Origin of the sequence: Clostridium peptidivorans (genome assembly GCF_900205925.1) — a bacterium.
Lineage (GTDB): Bacteria > Bacillota > Clostridia > Clostridiales > Clostridiaceae > Clostridium_AK > Clostridium_AK peptidivorans.
In genome coordinates this window covers 222,047-238,078 of record NZ_OAOD01000001.1, presented here as the reverse complement: position 1 = coordinate 238,078, position 16,032 = coordinate 222,047, and the positions used below count along the sequence as shown (strand labels likewise).

Sequence of the window (16,032 nt, the reverse complement as noted above, 5' to 3'; positions counted from 1 at the left end):
TATGTATAGCGAAAAGGTTATGGACCATTTTAGAAATCCAAGAAATGTAGGAGAAATTGCTGATGCCAATGGTGTAGGAGAAGTAGGAAATCCAAAATGTGGAGATATAATGAAAATATATCTAAAGGTTGAAGATAATATAATAAAAGATGTTACATTTAAGACTTTTGGATGTGGTTCTGCTATAGCTTCCTCTAGCATGGCAACTGAGCTTATAAAGGGAAAAACTATAGAAGAAGCATGGGAATTAACTAATAAGGCAGTAGCAGAAGCTTTAGACGGACTTCCACCAGTGAAAATGCACTGTTCCGTACTTGCAGAAGAAGCTATTCATAAAGCTATAAATGATTATAGAAGAAGTGCAGGCTTAGAGCCTTGGTATATGGAAGAACATTCCGAGCATATTCATGAAGAAGTACATGGAGAATAATTAATTCAAGGAAATTTTCCCAGGAAATAAAAGGAGATTAGATAATTGTATTATCTAATCTCCTTTTATTTATAAACACATCATATTTTTCACATAATAGGTAAGAATATATTTAGAATTATCTTTGGAGTGATGTGGAGTGTATAGAAAAAAAGATTTCTTATTTATGAATGTAAGTAATGTAAGAGGAAAATCCATGGGATTTGTTAAAGATTTAGCTGTGGATTTTCATGTAGGAGGAGTAATTGGGTTCTTAATATCTTCTTATTCACTTTTTCAGTCATCTCTTTATGTATTTAAGGAAGATATAATTTCTTTTAATAAACATATGATAGCTAGTTCTCAGCATAAAGGGAAATATTTAAACTTTGAAGATATAAGAGGTATGAATGTAATAGATATTAAGGGAAATATGATAGGAATGGTAGAAGATATAATATTTAACGAGGATACATTTGTGATACAAGGAGTAATAGTTTGTACAGGGTATGCTACTAATTTTCTGCATGGAAAGAAGATATTACTGCCAAAAGATTTGTTACTTGGTGATAATCACATACTGTATCATGGAAAGAGTTATAATATTGATTTTATAAATTTACCAAGTAAGCTGTTTGGGGAAGAGGATGCTTATGTTAGAAATAATAAAAAAATATAAAAAGGGATTAATAATAGCTTTTATATTTATTTTAGCCTTTATATTACTTTTAAAAGTGAAATTTATAAGGGATATGTTTAATCTTATATTTGTATCCTTCATATTATTTTATGTTTTTAAACCCTTTAGAGATATGCTTATGAATAAGGGGCTAGGCAGAAGAATTTCATCATTAATAATAATATTTATAGTAATTACCGTATTTGTAGCAATATTTATTTTTATAATTCCATCAATTATTAAAGAAAGTTTAAATTTATATGATTCATTAAAAAACTTAGGGAATTATACAAATAAAATTTATGAAAATATTAAGATAAATAGAGGAATTGCATATAATATTTCTCAAAGTATATACATAAGGGGAAGCAAGGCTTTTGAATTATTTTTAAATAATTGGCTAAACAAGGCACTGACACTTGGAGAAAATTTACTGTCTATTGCTATTATACCAATAATATCATATTACTTTTTATCAGATAGTTTAAAGCTTAAAAATAGGTTTCTTGCTCTTTTTCCTATTCAAAGCAGAAATATCATAGATAAGATATTAGAGGACACTGATAGAATATTAAGCAGATATGTAATAACTCAATTTTTATTATGTTTTATAATTGGTGTGTGTACTTTTATAGTATTAATAACTTTTAGAGTGCAGTTTTCACTGACTTTATCACTTTTAAATGCTTTTTTTAATATAATACCTTATTTTGGACCCATATTTGGAGCAATACCTGCAATAGTTATGGCGCTACTTAAATCACCTCAAGCAGCTCTTTGGGTAGCCTTTTGGCTTTATCTTATTCAACAAGTGGAAGGGGATTTTATATCTCCCAAGTTTATAGGTGACAATATAAGTATGCATCCTTTAGCTGTAATACTAATACTGGTCATAGGAGGTAAAGTAGGCGGATTTTTTGGAATGGTTCTTGCAGTACCTGTAGGGGTAGTAGCTAAAGTTATATATGAGGATTTAAATTATTACATGTTTTAAGTATAATTTATTAGGAGTATTAATAAAAGATTTAAATAAAGAAGGAAATTGTTACATGTTTTATATATAGTTATAGAGTTACATAGAGTCTATTAAAAAGGACTCTATATTTTTTGTAAAGAATATTTAAAAAAACATTGAATAATTATAGATACTTAACTATAATTATAAAAGATTAATTTACTTTAGCACTCTACAAATTAAAAAATGTGTTTGTATAAATATTCATAAGTGAATATTTAAATATAAATTAAGGGGGATTTTTTTATGAAAAAAATTGTTAAAATTCTTATTCCCTTATTTTTTATTGTAACTGTATTTGCAGGCTGCGGTAAAAAAGAGGAAAATTTGAGTACTATGGAAAGTATTAAAAAGTCAAAGAAACTAGTGGTGGGAATTGAAGAAGGATATCCCCCAATGGAGTTTAGAGATAAAAATAAGAATCTAGTAGGATTTGATGTGGATTTTGCCAATGAAGTAGGAAAGAGATTAGGTGTAACAACTGAATTTTTTGTAGTTGATTTTAGTGGATTAATAATGGCTCTTAATGCTAAGAAGTTTGATGTAGCCATAGCAGGAATTAGTATAACGGATAAGAGAAAAGAGTCCATAGATTTTTCAAAACCGTACATAATGGGCGGCCAAGTGCTAGCAGTTAAAAAAGGAAATAAAAGCATTAAGGGCGTAGAGGATTTACAAGGAAAGGTACTTGCGTGTCAGCTTGGAACTACAGGAGAAAATGTGGCCTCAACTATAAAAGGAGTAAAAGAGTTAAAGAAGTATGATAAAATAACTGAAGCCTTTTATGAATTATCCAATGGAAGAGTAGATGCAGTAGTTATGGATGCTCAGGTTGGTGGATATTATACTACTAAAAAACCAGGAGAATATGAAGTGTTAAAAGGAATAATAAGTGAAGAACCTATGGGCATTGGCTATAGAAAAGAGGATAAAGAGTTACGAGAAGCAATAGATAAGATAGTAGACGATATGAAAAAAGATGGTACATTATCAAAGCTTTCTATAAAATGGTTTGGCTTTGACAGCTATAAATAAGTGCCACCTAAGTGCCATCCACATGGCAAGTGGCAAGTTCAAAGTGAAAAATGCCCTAGAAACAAATCTATTTGTTTCTAGGGTATTTTTTATTAGAATAAAAAATGTGCAAATAAAGTTATAATTGGTAGAGTTACTAAGGTTCTTTCTATGAAAATTATAAATAACTCTTTAAAATTAACGGGTATTTTAGAGCCTATTAATAGCCCGCCAACTTCAGACATATATATAAGCTGAGTTACAGATACAGCAGCAATTACAAAACGGGTAAGTTCACTTTTAATGCTGCCTGCAGCTATAACAGAAGGTAGAAACATATCCGCAAAACCAACCACTAGTGTAGAAGCGGCGGTAGAGGCTTCAGGAAGTCCTAAAAGTTTAAGTAGTGGAATAAAAGGCATTCCAAGTAAGTTAAATACAGGTGTGTATTCAGCAACTATTAAGGCTAGTGTACCTAAAGCCATAACTACTGGAGTTACTCCAAACCACATATCAAAAACATTCTTTAAGCCATCTATGAAAAATTTCTTTATATCATTATTTTGCTCAGCTCTTTCTACAGCTTGAGAAAGCCCCCAACTAAGAGAGGAATGTCCATCAGGAATGATTTCACTTGCAGCTCTCTTATTATTATTGTAGTAAGAGTCAGGTTTTCTAGAAAGAGGAGGTATTCTTGGAACAACGAACGCAGCTATTAAACCAGAGAAAGTTACTATAAGGTAAAATGGCATAAACATATGTCCAAGGCCAACTTGAGAAATAACTACTAAGGAAAAGGTTATAGATACTGCTGAGAAAGAAGTACCTATTATAGCGGCTTCTCTAGAAGAATAATATCCATCTTCATATTGCTTGCTTGTTAAAAGGACACCTATAGTTCCGTCTCCAAGCCAAGAGGCTATACAGTCTACTGAGGAACGACCAGGTAAATTGAAAACAGGTCTCATGACTTTAGTAAGCAAGGCTCCGAAAAACTCAAGTAATCCAAAGTCCAATATTAAAGGTAGTAATAAGCCGGCAAATAAAAACACTGCAAATAATATAGGAAGAAGATTATATAACAAAAGTCCTCCAGTATTATCAGAGTATATAGCACCACTTCCTATCTTAAAGAAAGTAGCTAGTACAATAACCATACCAACAATTCTAGTTGCAAACCAAACATGGCTCACATCAAAAAGGTTCTTTAGATAGCCGTTATTTATTATAAATTTTGGTTTAAATACTTTTGTCATTATAGTAATTAAAGATGAAACTGTTATAAGAACTGTCATTATTAGTGGTAAATATCCTTCTAATAAGGTTTGTACATTTTTAGAAAAAAATGCAACAGGTATTGTAACTTCTTCACCTAATGTAATAGGTGTCATAAATAATAATATACCTATTAGTGATGGTATCAAAAATTTAAGGAAATTTTTAAGAGAGTATCTATTCATTTCTTTATCTTTAGTTATTTCTGTCATATTGTCCTCCTTGATTTAAGCTTATTTAATAGTTTATAAGTCCATTTTAAATTTACGCAGCGATATTTATACTAATATAAAACATCTGATTTTACAATAGTTTTAACTTAAATTTTTATGATATAAATCTGTGAATTTATCTCAAACAGTGACTAAAACGTTGACATTTAATATTTTTTAATTTATAATTTTTATAAAAATGAATATTTTGGCTATGAAAAAAATGAGTAAATACTATTTTACTATTAAGAGAGGAAGTGGCTGGTGAAAACTTCTTAGTATAAGTATTGAAGCTGTTTTGGAGCCTTTATTATATTGAGAGATATAAGTTATATGACTTATATAATTAGGGTGGTACCACGGAAAGCTTTCGTCCCTTGTAGGAGACTAGAGCTTTTTTTATTTGCCTTGATTTTAGTATATTATTTAAAACATTCAAAGAAAGGAATGAAGTTTATATGAATAAAATGGGATTAAATGAAATTAGAGAAGCGTATTTAAGTTTCTTTGAGGGAAAGGAACATTTAAGATTAGCGAGTTTTCCTTTAGTACCTCAAAATGATAAAAGTTTACTTTTAATAAATGCAGGTATGGCACCACTAAAGCCTTACTTTACAGGAGTTCAAATTCCACCTAGAAATAGGGTTACAACTTGCCAAAAGTGCATAAGAACAGGGGATATTGAAAATGTAGGTAAGACAGCAAGACATGGTACATTCTTTGAGATGCTTGGAAACTTTTCTTTTGGAGATTATTTTAAAGGAGAAGTTATTCCATGGGCATGGGAACTTATAACAAAGGTTTTAAATGTTCCAAAGGATAAGTTATATGTAACTATATATTTAGATGATAATGAAGCCTATGATATATGGACTAAAACCACTGATATAGATGCAAGTAGAATATTTAGACTAGGAAAAGAAGATAACTTCTGGGAAATAGGTCAGGGACCTTGTGGACCTTGCTCTGAAATACATTTTGATAGAGGAGAAGGAAAGGTAAATACTGTAGAAGAATTTTTACAGGCAGCAGAAGAAGATAGAATAGTTGAATTTTGGAATTTAGTATTTACTCAATTTGATAAAGATGAAAATGGAAACTATAATAAACTGGCTAGTCCTAATATAGATACAGGTATGGGACTTGAAAGAATGGCAACTATAATGCAGGGTGTTAACAGCATATTTGAAGTAGATACAATAAGAGCTATTTTAGATAAGGTTAGTGAAGCTGCAGGTGCAACTTATGGAAAAGACAAAGTACAGGATATATCTTTAAGATTAATCACTGACCATATAAGAAGTGTTACATTTATGATATCAGATGGAATTTTACCATCTAATGAAGGAAGAGGATATGTTTTAAGAAGACTCTTAAGAAGAGCAGCAAGACATGGAAGACTTCTTGGAATTAAAGAAACATTTCTTTATAAAATATGTGATGTAGTAATAGAAAATTCTTATAAGGCTTATCCAGAATTAAAGGATAAAGAAGAATATTTAAAGAAAGTTATAAAGCTTGAAGAAGAAAGATTTTCTGAAACTATAGATTCAGGTATAGATATATTAAATGAATATATAGATGAGTTAAGTAAAAAGGGAGAAAAAGTTCTTGCTGGTGATAAAGCTTTTAAATTATATGATACTTATGGCTTCCCTCTAGAACTTACAGCAGAAATATTAGAAGAAAAAGAAATAGCTATAGATATAGATGGATTTAATAAGGAAATGAAGGAACAAAGAGAAAGAGCAAGAGCTGCTAGAGGAGAAAGTAATTACATGGGAGCAGAAGATACTATATTAAATAAGCTTCCAAAGGAATTAAACACTGAGTTTACTGGCTACAGCTCCTTAAAGGAAGAAGCGGAAGTTTTACTTCTTATAAAAGATGAGGAAATGGTAAGTTCTCTTAAAAAAGGAGAGGAAGGAGTACTTGTTGTAAATAAAACTTCTTTTTATCCTGAAATGGGAGGTCAAGTTGGAGATATAGGTATCATTGAAGGCAAAGGATTTACAGGAGAAGTTTTAAATTGCAAAAAAAATGTAGGCGGAAAGATATTACATTTCATAAAAATTACAAAAGGGGAAATACTAAAAGAAGATACAGTTACCTTAATAGTAAATGAGCCAAGAAGAAATAATATAACAAAAAATCATACTGCCACACATATTTTACATGCTTCTTTAAGAAAAATATTAGGAGAACACATACAGCAAGCTGGTTCTTATGTGGATAATGAAAGATTGAGATTTGACTTCAGTCATTTTCAAGGCTTAACTGAAGAAGAAGTTAAAGAAGTAGAAACTTTAGTAAATAAAAATGTAATGAATGTTAATACTGTTAATACTGAAGTTATGTCTATAGAAGATGCTAAGAAAAGTGGTGCCACAGCATTATTTGATGATAAGTATGCAGAAGATGTAAGAGTAGTAAATGTAGGTGACTTTAGCAAGGAACTTTGCGGAGGAACTCACGTAACTAATTCTGGAGAAATAGGATTATTTAAAATTATATCTGAAAGTGGTGTAGCTGCAGGTATAAGAAGAATTGAAGCCGTTACAGGATTAAATGCTATAAAGTATGTTGAAGAAAAAGAAAAGACATTAAAAGAAGCAGCAGCATTACTTAAAACTTCTGAAAGAGAAATTTTAAGTAAAATTAGTTCTCAATTAACTGAAATGAAGAACAAGGATAAAGAAATACTAGAGTTAAAATCAAAGCTTGCTAGTGGATCAGAGGATGAAATACTAAACAATGTAAAAGAAGTAAATGGAATAAAGGTAGTTACAGGTGCATTAAATGGAGTAGATGCTAATGCATTAAGAGATTTAGCTGACAAATTACGTAGTAAGATTGAATCAGGCGTAGTGGTTCTTGGAAGTAATGCAGATGAAAAAGTGCAATTTGTGGCTATGGCAACTAAAGATGTAATAGCTAAGGGAATACATTGTGGAAAGATAATAAAAGAAGTAGCTTCTGTTGCTGGCGGCGGCGGCGGCGGAAGACCAGACATGGCTCAAGCTGGTGGTAAATTACCTGAAAAACTAGAAGAAGCTATAGGTTCAGTAGAAACTATAGTGGCAAATTTAGCAAAATAGTATACATTTTATGCATTATGTTTTATAATAAATATACGAGTAATAAAATATAAACTTTTTACTTAAGTGGGGTGAAGAAAAATGGGGAATGATAACACCATTCAATTTGATGTGATCAGGAACAGAGAAGATTTAACCAAGGAAATTTTGACACAGGTGTATGGTGCCCTTAAAGAAAAAGGTTATAACCCTGTAAATCAAATGGTGGGATACTTAATATCCGGTGATCCTACCTATATAACTAACTATAATGGTGCAAGGGCTCTAGTTAGAAAACTTGAAAGGGATGAAATCTTAGAAGAAGTTTTAAAAACCTATTTAGGTATAAAATAAAAATGCCCTTAGGGCATTTTTATTTTTAAAAAGAAGTATATTAAAAGGAGAAATTTATGAGAATACTTGGACTAGATGTAGGAGATAGAACTATAGGGGTGGCCTTAAGTGATCCATTGGGATTTACCGCACAAGGAATTACAACTATACGTAGAAAAACTGAGCAAATAGATATTGAAGAGTTAAAAAAGATTTGTGAAGAATATGGAGTAGAAAAGATAGTATCAGGCTTACCTAAAAATATGAATGGAACACTAGGACCACAAAGTGAAAAGGTTGTAGCGTTTTGTGATAAGTTAAAAGAAGCTTTAAATTTAGAGATAATAATGTGGGATGAAAGATTAACCACTGTAGCAGCTCATAGAGTTATGTTAGAAGCAGATTTATCAAGAAGTAAAAGAAAAAAATTAGTGGATAAAGTTGCGGCAACATATATACTACAGGGGTATTTAGATAGTATTTAAAAATAAATTAAAAATAAATTGAAAGAGGTGTATATTATGGAAAATGATATAACAAATATTGTTCTTACAGATGAAAACGGTGAAGAAATAGAATTTGAGGTTATTACAAAATTAGATATTGAAGACAAAGAGTATGTAATTGTAGTGCCAAAGGATGAAGACACAGATGAAGCTGTAGCACTTAGAATAGACAAAGATGAAGATGGAAATGATTTACTTGTTACAGTAGATGATGAAGATGAATTTGCTATTGTAGTAGAAGCTTATGAAGCATTATTTGATGATGAAGATTTGAATTAATATTTAAGGAAGAGCTGAATTAATATTTAAGAAAAAGCTATGTTCCAATACATAGCTTTTAAAATTATAATTGAATTTGGTAATTTAAAGTAAACACCTAAATATATGGGTTAATAAAGTGAGGTAATTTCATGTCAAAGGTTCCTTATGAAGATGTGGAAAATTTAAAAAATGTTTTAAAAGAAAAAGGATATAAGCTTACTCCACAGAGAAGAGCTATTGTAGAAATTATAATAAAGAATGAGGGTAGTCACTTAACTACTGAGGAAATATATAATTTAGTTAAAGATGAATGCCCTGAAATAGGACTCGCAACTGTATATAGAACAGTTATGCTTTTAGAGGAAATGGGTTTACTTTCAAAACTGGATTTAAATGATGGATGCAGTAGATATGAATTGATACATGAAGATGAAAATCATCAACACCATCATTTGATATGCAGAAATTGTGGGAAGGTTATAGAAGTACAGGGAGACCTTTTAGAAGAATTAGAAGATAATATAGAAAAAAAATATAATTTTAAGATAGAGGATCATAGTGTGAAATTTTATGGATTATGTAATGAATGCCCAAGAAAATAAAAAACCATTAGACAAAAACAAAATACAAAGGAGGGATAAAATGCGAAGAGAAAAAGAAAAGATAAAGATAATTCCGCTTGGTGGAATTAATGAAATTGGCAAAAACTTAACTGCTATAGAATATAAAAATGACATAATGGTTATAGATTGCGGTCTTAAGTTTCCGGATGAAGAAATGCTCGGAATAGATGTAGTTATACCTGATGTCTCATATTTAATTAAAAACAAAGAGAGAGTTAGAGGAATATTCTTAACTCATGGCCATGAAGATCACATAGGTGCTCTTCCATATGTGTTAAGAGAGTTAAATGTACCTGTATATGGAACAAAGCTTACACTTGGAATAGTGGAAACGAAGCTTAAAGAACACAATCTTTTAGATTCTGTAGAGCTTAAGAGAATTAGTGCTAAAGATATAGTAAGACTTACTAATATATCTGTAGAGTTTATAAGAACAAGTCATAGTATTGCAGATTCAGTAGCAATTGCAGTACACACTCCTATAGGTGTTGTTCTTCATACAGGAGATTTTAAAATAGATTTTACTCCAATCGATGGATGTGTAGCGGATTTAAATAGATTTGCAGAGCTTGGAAGAAAAGGCGTGCTGCTTATGCTTGCTGATAGTACCAATGTAGAAAGACCAGGCTATACAATGTCTGAAAGCACAGTAGGGGAAGCCTTTGAAAGTATATTTGCTACAGCAAAGGGTAGAATAATAGTTGCTACTTTTGCTTCAAATATCCATAGGGTTCAACAAATAATGAATGCAGCAGATAAATATGGAAGAAAAGTTGCTGTTTCAGGAAGAAGTATGGAAAATATAGTTGAAGTTGCTAAGGAGTTAGGATACATTAATCCGCCTAAAGATATACTTATAGATATAGATTCCATAAATAAATATCCAAGTAACAAAATAGTAATAATAACAACAGGCAGTCAAGGAGAGCCGATGGCTGCTTTATCAAGAATGGCTGCTTCAGAGCATAGAAAAGTAAATATAGTACCAGGAGATATGGTTATAATATCTGCTTCACCTATTCCAGGAAATGAAAAGCTTATATCAAGGGTTATTAATCAGCTATTTAAAAAAGGAGCAGAGGTAATATATGAGGCTTTAGCAGATATTCATGTATCTGGCCATGCTTGTCAAGAAGAACTCAAGTTAATGCATACTTTGGTAAAACCAAGATATTTCATGCCTGTTCATGGTGAATATAGACATTTAAAACAGCATTCAGAGCTAGCTCAAAAGTTAGGTTTACCAGCGAGTAGCGTAGTTATTCCAGAAAACGGTGATGTAATAGAAGTAGGCAGAGATGGTATAAGAAAAAATGGAATGGTAACTTCAGGTCAAGTATTTGTAGATGGTCTAGGAGTAGGAGATGTAGGTAATATTGTACTTAGAGATAGAAAGCACTTATCTCAAGATGGAATACTTACAGTTGTAGTAACTATAGAAAAGGAATCTGGAAGTGTAATTGCAGGTCCGGATATTATTTCAAGAGGATTTGTATATGTAAGAGAGTCAGAAGATTTAATGGAGCAAGCAAGAAATGTAGTTAAAGAAGCATTAAGGCAATGTGAAGAAAAACATATCAAAGAATGGGCTACTATGAAGTCTAGCATAAAAGATTCTCTTAGAGGATTCTTATATGAAAAGACTAAGAGAAAACCTATGATACTTCCTATAATTATGGAAATCTAAATTATTTAACTATTGAATGAAAAGTCGAATTCTAGTTTAAATGTCGAAATAGCGAAAATACTTTACATAAGTTGACTTTTTATTACTATACTATTAAAATAGATATGTTGGAGATATTGGATACTTAAATGTATCCAATTTTTTTGAAAAAAATTTAAGAAGATATATTGGGGGAAAATATATGAAAATATTTACTAGAAATGATATAAGAAATATAGCAATAATTGCTCACGTTGACCATGGTAAAACTACTTTAGTAGATGCCATGCTTAAGCAAAGTCATGTTTTCAGAGAAAACGAAAAAGTTCAAGAAAGAGTAATGGATTCAAATGATCTTGAAAAAGAAAGAGGTATAACTATATTATCAAAAAATACTTCAGTAAATTACAATGGTACTAAGATAAATATAGTTGATACTCCAGGACATGCGGACTTTGGTGGAGAAGTTGAACGTGTACTTAAAATGGTAGATAGCGTTCTTTTGGTTGTTGACTCTTATGAAGGAGCTATGCCTCAAACAAAGTTTGTACTTAAAAAGGCATTGGAATTAAATCTTCAGCCTCTAGTGGTTATTAACAAAATAGATAAACCTAATGGTAGACCTGAAGAAGTGTTAGATGAAATTTTTGACTTATTTGTAGAGCTTGGAGCAAATGATGATCAGTTAGATTTCCCTGTAGTTTATTGTTCTGCAAGACAAGGAATAGCTAAAAAGGAAATGGAAGATGAAAGTACAAATATGGAGCCTTTATTTGATGCTATAATAAAAAATGTAAAAGCACCAGAAGGTTATATAGATGAGCCTCTTCAAATGCTTGTAACTACAATAGATTCTAGCGAGTATGTTGGAAGAATAGGTATAGGAAAAATAGAAAGAGGAGTTATCAAGAAAAATCAGACAGTAGCACTTATAAGAAAAGATGGAAAAGTTGAAAATGTTAGAGTAAGTAGCCTTTATGTGTATAGTGGACTTAAGAGAGAAGAAACAGAGGAAGCAATGCTTGGCGATATAGTTGCTATTGCTGGTATTCCTGATATAAATATAGGGGAAACTGTTGCAGATATCAGCAGACCTGAAGCAATTGCATTTGTAGAAATAGATGAACCGACTCTTAGCATGTACTTTATGGTTAATGATTCTCCTTTTGCAGGCCAAGATGGGGAATATGTAACTTCTAGACATTTAAGAGATAGACTTATGAAAGAAATTGAAACTAATGTAAGTTTAAGAGTAGAGGAAACAGATACTGCAGAGTCATTTAAAGTAAGTGGAAGAGGAGAACTTCACTTATCTATACTTATAGAAACAATGAGAAGAGAAGGATATGAATTCCAAGTTTCAAAGCCAACAGTAATATTTAAAGAAGTAGATGGCAAGAAAATGGAGCCTATGGAATACTTAACCATTGATGTACCAGAAGAATTTATGGGCGTTATTATGGAAAAGCTAGGACCTAGAAAAGCAGAGATGGTAAATATGACTTCTGCTGTAAATGGATATACAAGACTTGAATTTAAAATACCTGCTAGAGGACTTATAGGATTCAGAAATGAATTTATGACAGATACAAAGGGTAACGGAATAATGAATCATGTTTTTGATAGCTTTGAGCCTTATAAAGGAGAAATAAGCGAAAGATCAAGAGGATCACTCACAGTATTTGAAACAGGTACAGCAATAGCTTATGGACTTTTTAATGCTCAAGAAAGAGGAACTTTGTTTATAGGAGCAGGAACAGACGTTTATGCTGGTATGATTGCAGGACAGTGTTCTAGATCTGAGGATATTGATGTAAATGTATGTAAGAAAAAGCATCTTTCAAATACTAGATCTTCAGGCTCAGATGATGCATTAAAATTAACTCCTATAGTACCTATGTCATTAGAGCAGTGTCTAGAATTTATATCTTCTGATGAGCTTGTTGAAGTTACTCCTAAAAATGTAAGAATGAGAAAGAAGATATTAAATTCTGAACAAAGAAAGAGAGCAGCAAGAAAAGCTTAAGTTACTCTGGAGGAATTATGAAAAAGAAGTTAACTTTTTTAATTATAACATTATTAATTTTAATTAGTGCTTCAACATATTTTATAATTTACTACAATAACACTGTAAGCCATCCTTTTACCCAAAAGGATGGCAATGTAGAAGTAACCGTAGAAAAAGGGGATAGCTTATATAAAATATTGTCAAAATTATATAATGATAAGGAAATAAAAAACCAGTATGTAATAAAATATTATATAAAAAAAGCTAATCTTCCTGTATCTATAAAGCAAGGCAGTTATGAATTTAATTCGGATATTTCATTAACAGATTTTATGGATGCCTTAAATAAGGGTACTCATAATAAAAATCTAGTAAAATTAACTATTCCAGAAGGATTTAATATTGATCTTATAGCAAATACTATTCAAGAAACGGGACTTTTAACTAAAGAAGAATTTATAACTGCAGTAAAAAAGTATCCCTTGCCTGAATATGTCAAGAATAATCCTAAGAAAAAATATGCTTTAGAAGGATATCTTTATCCAGATACCTATGAGTTTATAAAGGGAACTAAAGCAGAAGATATAATTGAAACCATGATTAAAAGATTTGAAGAAGTATTTTATGATATAAGCAAAGATAGCAAGCTTACAAAAGACGATATAGATAAAATAATAACTGTGGCATCTATGGTAGAAAAGGAATCTGGAGTAAATGAGAAGGGTAAGGTTGCTTCTGTTTTTTATAATAGAATGGAAAAGCAAATGAAAATGCAGTCCTGTGCTACAGTGCTTTATGCTTTAGGTAAACATAAAGATAAACTTTACTATAAAGATTTAGAAGTTAAATCTCCTTATAACACTTATATCAATAATGGATTACCTCCAGGACCAATAGCAAGCCCTAGCAAGGAATCAATAGAAGCTGCTTTAAATCCGGATAAAACAGATTACTTATTTTTTGTATCATATAACGATGGTACACACTTTTTCACAAATGATTATCAAGAATTTTTAAAAGTCAAAGAAAAAACCCAAGGCTTTTAGGTAGGAGGTTATAATGAGCACAATTGCCTATGATTATATGGAGGAATTTATAAGAAGTCTCATAAAAGGAAATAACGAAAAGCTTGAAGCTTTAGAAAAGTATGCTAGAAATAATTCAGTGCCTATTATACACGAAGAAGTAGGAAGATTTTTAGAACTTATGATTGATATAAGAAAGCCTCTAAAAATACTAGAATTAGGCACAGCTATAGGATATTCAGCTATACTTATGGCAAGTGTTTCTAAGGGAAGCTTCCATATAGATACTATAGAAAGAGATCCTGAAATGATAAAACAGGCTAAAGAAAATATAGAAAGCTTTGGCTTTAAAGAAAATATAGATATTTTAGAAGGAGACTGCTTAGAAATCCTAGAAAAATTAAATGAAAAGTATGATTTAATTTTTATGGATGCAGGTAAAGGCCATTATAATCATTTTTTACCTCATTGTTTAAGACTTTTGAATAAAGAAGGTATAATAGTAGCAGATAATGTGTTGTTTAGAGGAATGGTAGCCTCTGACAAACTCATAAAGAGAAGAAAAATTACAATAGTAAAGCGAATGAGGGAATTCTTGAATATGGTTTCTGAAGATGATTTTATAACATCAGTTATTCCTATGGGAGATGGAGTAGCAGTTATAAAAAGGAGGTTTGAAAATGAATAAGCCAGAAATACTTGCACCAGCAGGAAATTTGAAAAAATTAAAAACCGCTATAACATTTGGTGCAGATGCAGTATATTTAGGTGGAAGCAAGCTTAATTTAAGAGCTTTTGCAGATAACTTTAGTGATGATGAGCTAAAAGAAGGAATAGAATTTGCACATACAAGACGAAAAAGAGTATATGTTACTATAAATGTTTTCCCACATAATGAAGATTTAGATGGATTAGAAGAATACTTAATAAACCTATATAACTTAGGTGTAGACGCTATAATAGTTTCAGACCCAGGTATTATAATGACAGCAAGAGAAGTAGTACCTAATATGGAAATTCATTTAAGTACTCAAGCAAACAGCGTTAATTACAAAACTGCTAACTTTTGGTATAAACAAGGAGTAAAGAGAATAGTACTTGCAAGGGAATTATCATTAGAAGAAATAAAAGGAGTTAGAGAAAACATACCAGAGGATTGTGACTTAGAAGCCTTTGTACATGGTTCTATGTGCATGTCTTATTCAGGAAGATGTTTGATATCTAACTACATGACAGGCAGAGATTCTAATAGAGGAGAATGTGCTCAGCCTTGTAGATATAAATACGCTTTAGTAGAAGAAAAAAGACCAAATCAGTACTTCCCTGTGTTTGAAGATGAAAGAGGTACTTACTTATTAAATTCTAAGGACTTATGTATGATAAAACACATACCAGAGCTTGTTCAGTCTGGCATAAATTCCTTTAAAATTGAAGGAAGAATGAAAAGCTCTTATTATGTAGCTTCTGTAGTGAAATCCTATAGAGAAGCTTTAGATAGTTATATGGAAAATCCTGAAAAGTACAGTTTCAAGGAAGAATGGATGGATAATCTCTTAAAGACAAGTCATAGAGATTACTATACAGGCTTTTACTTTGGAGATAAGGATAGCCAAATATACGAAAATTCATCATATATAAGGGATTATGATATAGTAGGAATAGTAAGAGAGTATAACCAGGATACTAAAATCGCAACTATAGAACAGAGAAATAAGATATTTGATGGAGATACTGTAGAGATCTTAAGACCAACAGGGGCGAATTTTAAAATAAAGCTTGAAGGTTTGACTAATAAAGATGGAGAAAAAATAGATTCTACCCCAGTAGCACAAATGATTTATAAAGCAAAGGTTAATGAAGCTTTAGAAAAAGATTATATGCTTATTAAGCAAAAGTAATAGATTTAATTAAATTATATCTAAGGGGAGA

Annotated in this window: 15 protein-coding genes and 1 other annotated feature; of the genes, 14 read left to right on the top strand and 1 reads right to left on the bottom strand. The window is 31.0% G+C overall.

Features of this window, described 5'->3' with window-relative positions; genetic code table 11:
* The first annotated feature begins 1 nt into the window (after position 1).
* The 4 genes from nifU (at position 2) to CRN98_RS01270 (ending at position 3,138) form a co-directional block, all read left to right on the top strand.
* Entirely contained in the window at positions 2-430 is a 429-nt protein-coding gene (nifU, locus tag CRN98_RS01285; protein ID WP_097025604.1) for a Fe-S cluster assembly scaffold protein NifU, read from the top strand.
* Between the two features lie 139 nt (positions 431-569).
* Positions 570-1,088 (top strand): PRC-barrel domain-containing protein, encoded by a 519-nt coding sequence (locus CRN98_RS01280; protein ID WP_097025603.1) that lies wholly within the window; start codon positions 570-572, stop codon positions 1,086-1,088.
* Entirely contained in the window at positions 1,063-2,082 is a 1,020-nt protein-coding gene (locus CRN98_RS01275; protein WP_179631866.1) for an AI-2E family transporter, read from the top strand. The genes CRN98_RS01280 and CRN98_RS01275 overlap by 26 nt, the downstream gene beginning before the upstream one ends.
* 267 nt (positions 2,083-2,349) lie before the next feature.
* The gene (locus CRN98_RS01270; protein ID WP_097025601.1) at positions 2,350-3,138 is read left to right on the top strand and encodes an ABC transporter substrate-binding protein; all 789 of its coding nucleotides are present in this window, start codon (positions 2,350-2,352) and stop codon (positions 3,136-3,138) included.
* 92 nt (positions 3,139-3,230) lie between these two features.
* Here CRN98_RS01270 and CRN98_RS01265 read toward each other — a convergent pair whose 3' ends face one another.
* A complete protein-coding gene (locus CRN98_RS01265) occupies positions 3,231-4,604 on the bottom strand; it encodes a YjiH family protein (RefSeq protein ID WP_097025600.1) in 1,374 nt (457 codons plus the stop codon).
* 205 nt (positions 4,605-4,809) lie between these two features.
* Positions 4,810-4,985: a binding site (T-box leader), on the top strand.
* Between the two features lie 77 nt (positions 4,986-5,062).
* Between CRN98_RS01265 and alaS the strand changes: the two genes are divergently transcribed.
* From alaS to CRN98_RS01215, 10 genes are all read left to right on the top strand, one after another.
* On the top strand, positions 5,063-7,702 hold the full coding sequence (gene alaS / locus CRN98_RS01260; RefSeq protein WP_097025599.1) for an alanine--tRNA ligase: 2,640 nt from the start codon (positions 5,063-5,065) through the stop codon (positions 7,700-7,702).
* A gap of 81 nt (positions 7,703-7,783) precedes the next feature.
* Positions 7,784-8,035, top strand: a complete 252-nt coding sequence (locus tag CRN98_RS01255; RefSeq protein WP_097025598.1) for an IreB family regulatory phosphoprotein — start codon at positions 7,784-7,786, stop codon at positions 8,033-8,035.
* Positions 8,036-8,091: 56 nt separating this feature from the next.
* Positions 8,092-8,499: a Holliday junction resolvase RuvX gene (gene ruvX / locus CRN98_RS01250; RefSeq protein ID WP_097025597.1), complete on the top strand. Its 408-nt coding sequence runs from the start codon at positions 8,092-8,094 to the stop codon at positions 8,497-8,499.
* 36 nt (positions 8,500-8,535) lie between these two features.
* Positions 8,536-8,799 (top strand): DUF1292 domain-containing protein, encoded by a 264-nt coding sequence (locus tag CRN98_RS01245; protein WP_097025596.1) that lies wholly within the window; start codon positions 8,536-8,538, stop codon positions 8,797-8,799.
* A gap of 131 nt (positions 8,800-8,930) precedes the next feature.
* Positions 8,931-9,383, top strand: a complete 453-nt coding sequence (locus CRN98_RS01240; protein WP_097025595.1) for a Fur family transcriptional regulator — start codon at positions 8,931-8,933, stop codon at positions 9,381-9,383.
* Between the two features lie 40 nt (positions 9,384-9,423).
* Positions 9,424-11,091, top strand: a complete 1,668-nt coding sequence (locus CRN98_RS01235) for a ribonuclease J (protein ID WP_097025594.1) — start codon at positions 9,424-9,426, stop codon at positions 11,089-11,091.
* Between the two features lie 181 nt (positions 11,092-11,272).
* A complete protein-coding gene (gene typA / locus CRN98_RS01230; protein ID WP_097025593.1) occupies positions 11,273-13,096 on the top strand; it encodes a translational GTPase TypA in 1,824 nt (607 codons plus the stop codon).
* A gap of 17 nt (positions 13,097-13,113) precedes the next feature.
* On the top strand, positions 13,114-14,124 hold the full coding sequence (gene mltG / locus CRN98_RS01225; protein ID WP_097025592.1) for an endolytic transglycosylase MltG: 1,011 nt from the start codon (positions 13,114-13,116) through the stop codon (positions 14,122-14,124).
* Between the two features lie 13 nt (positions 14,125-14,137).
* Positions 14,138-14,791, top strand: coding sequence for an O-methyltransferase (locus tag CRN98_RS01220; RefSeq protein WP_097025591.1), 654 nt, complete (start codon positions 14,138-14,140; stop codon positions 14,789-14,791).
* Positions 14,784-16,001: a peptidase U32 family protein gene (locus tag CRN98_RS01215; protein WP_097025590.1), complete on the top strand. Its 1,218-nt coding sequence runs from the start codon at positions 14,784-14,786 to the stop codon at positions 15,999-16,001. Before CRN98_RS01220 ends, CRN98_RS01215 begins: the two co-directional genes overlap by 8 nt.
* The last annotated feature ends 31 nt before the right edge of the window (positions 16,002-16,032 follow it).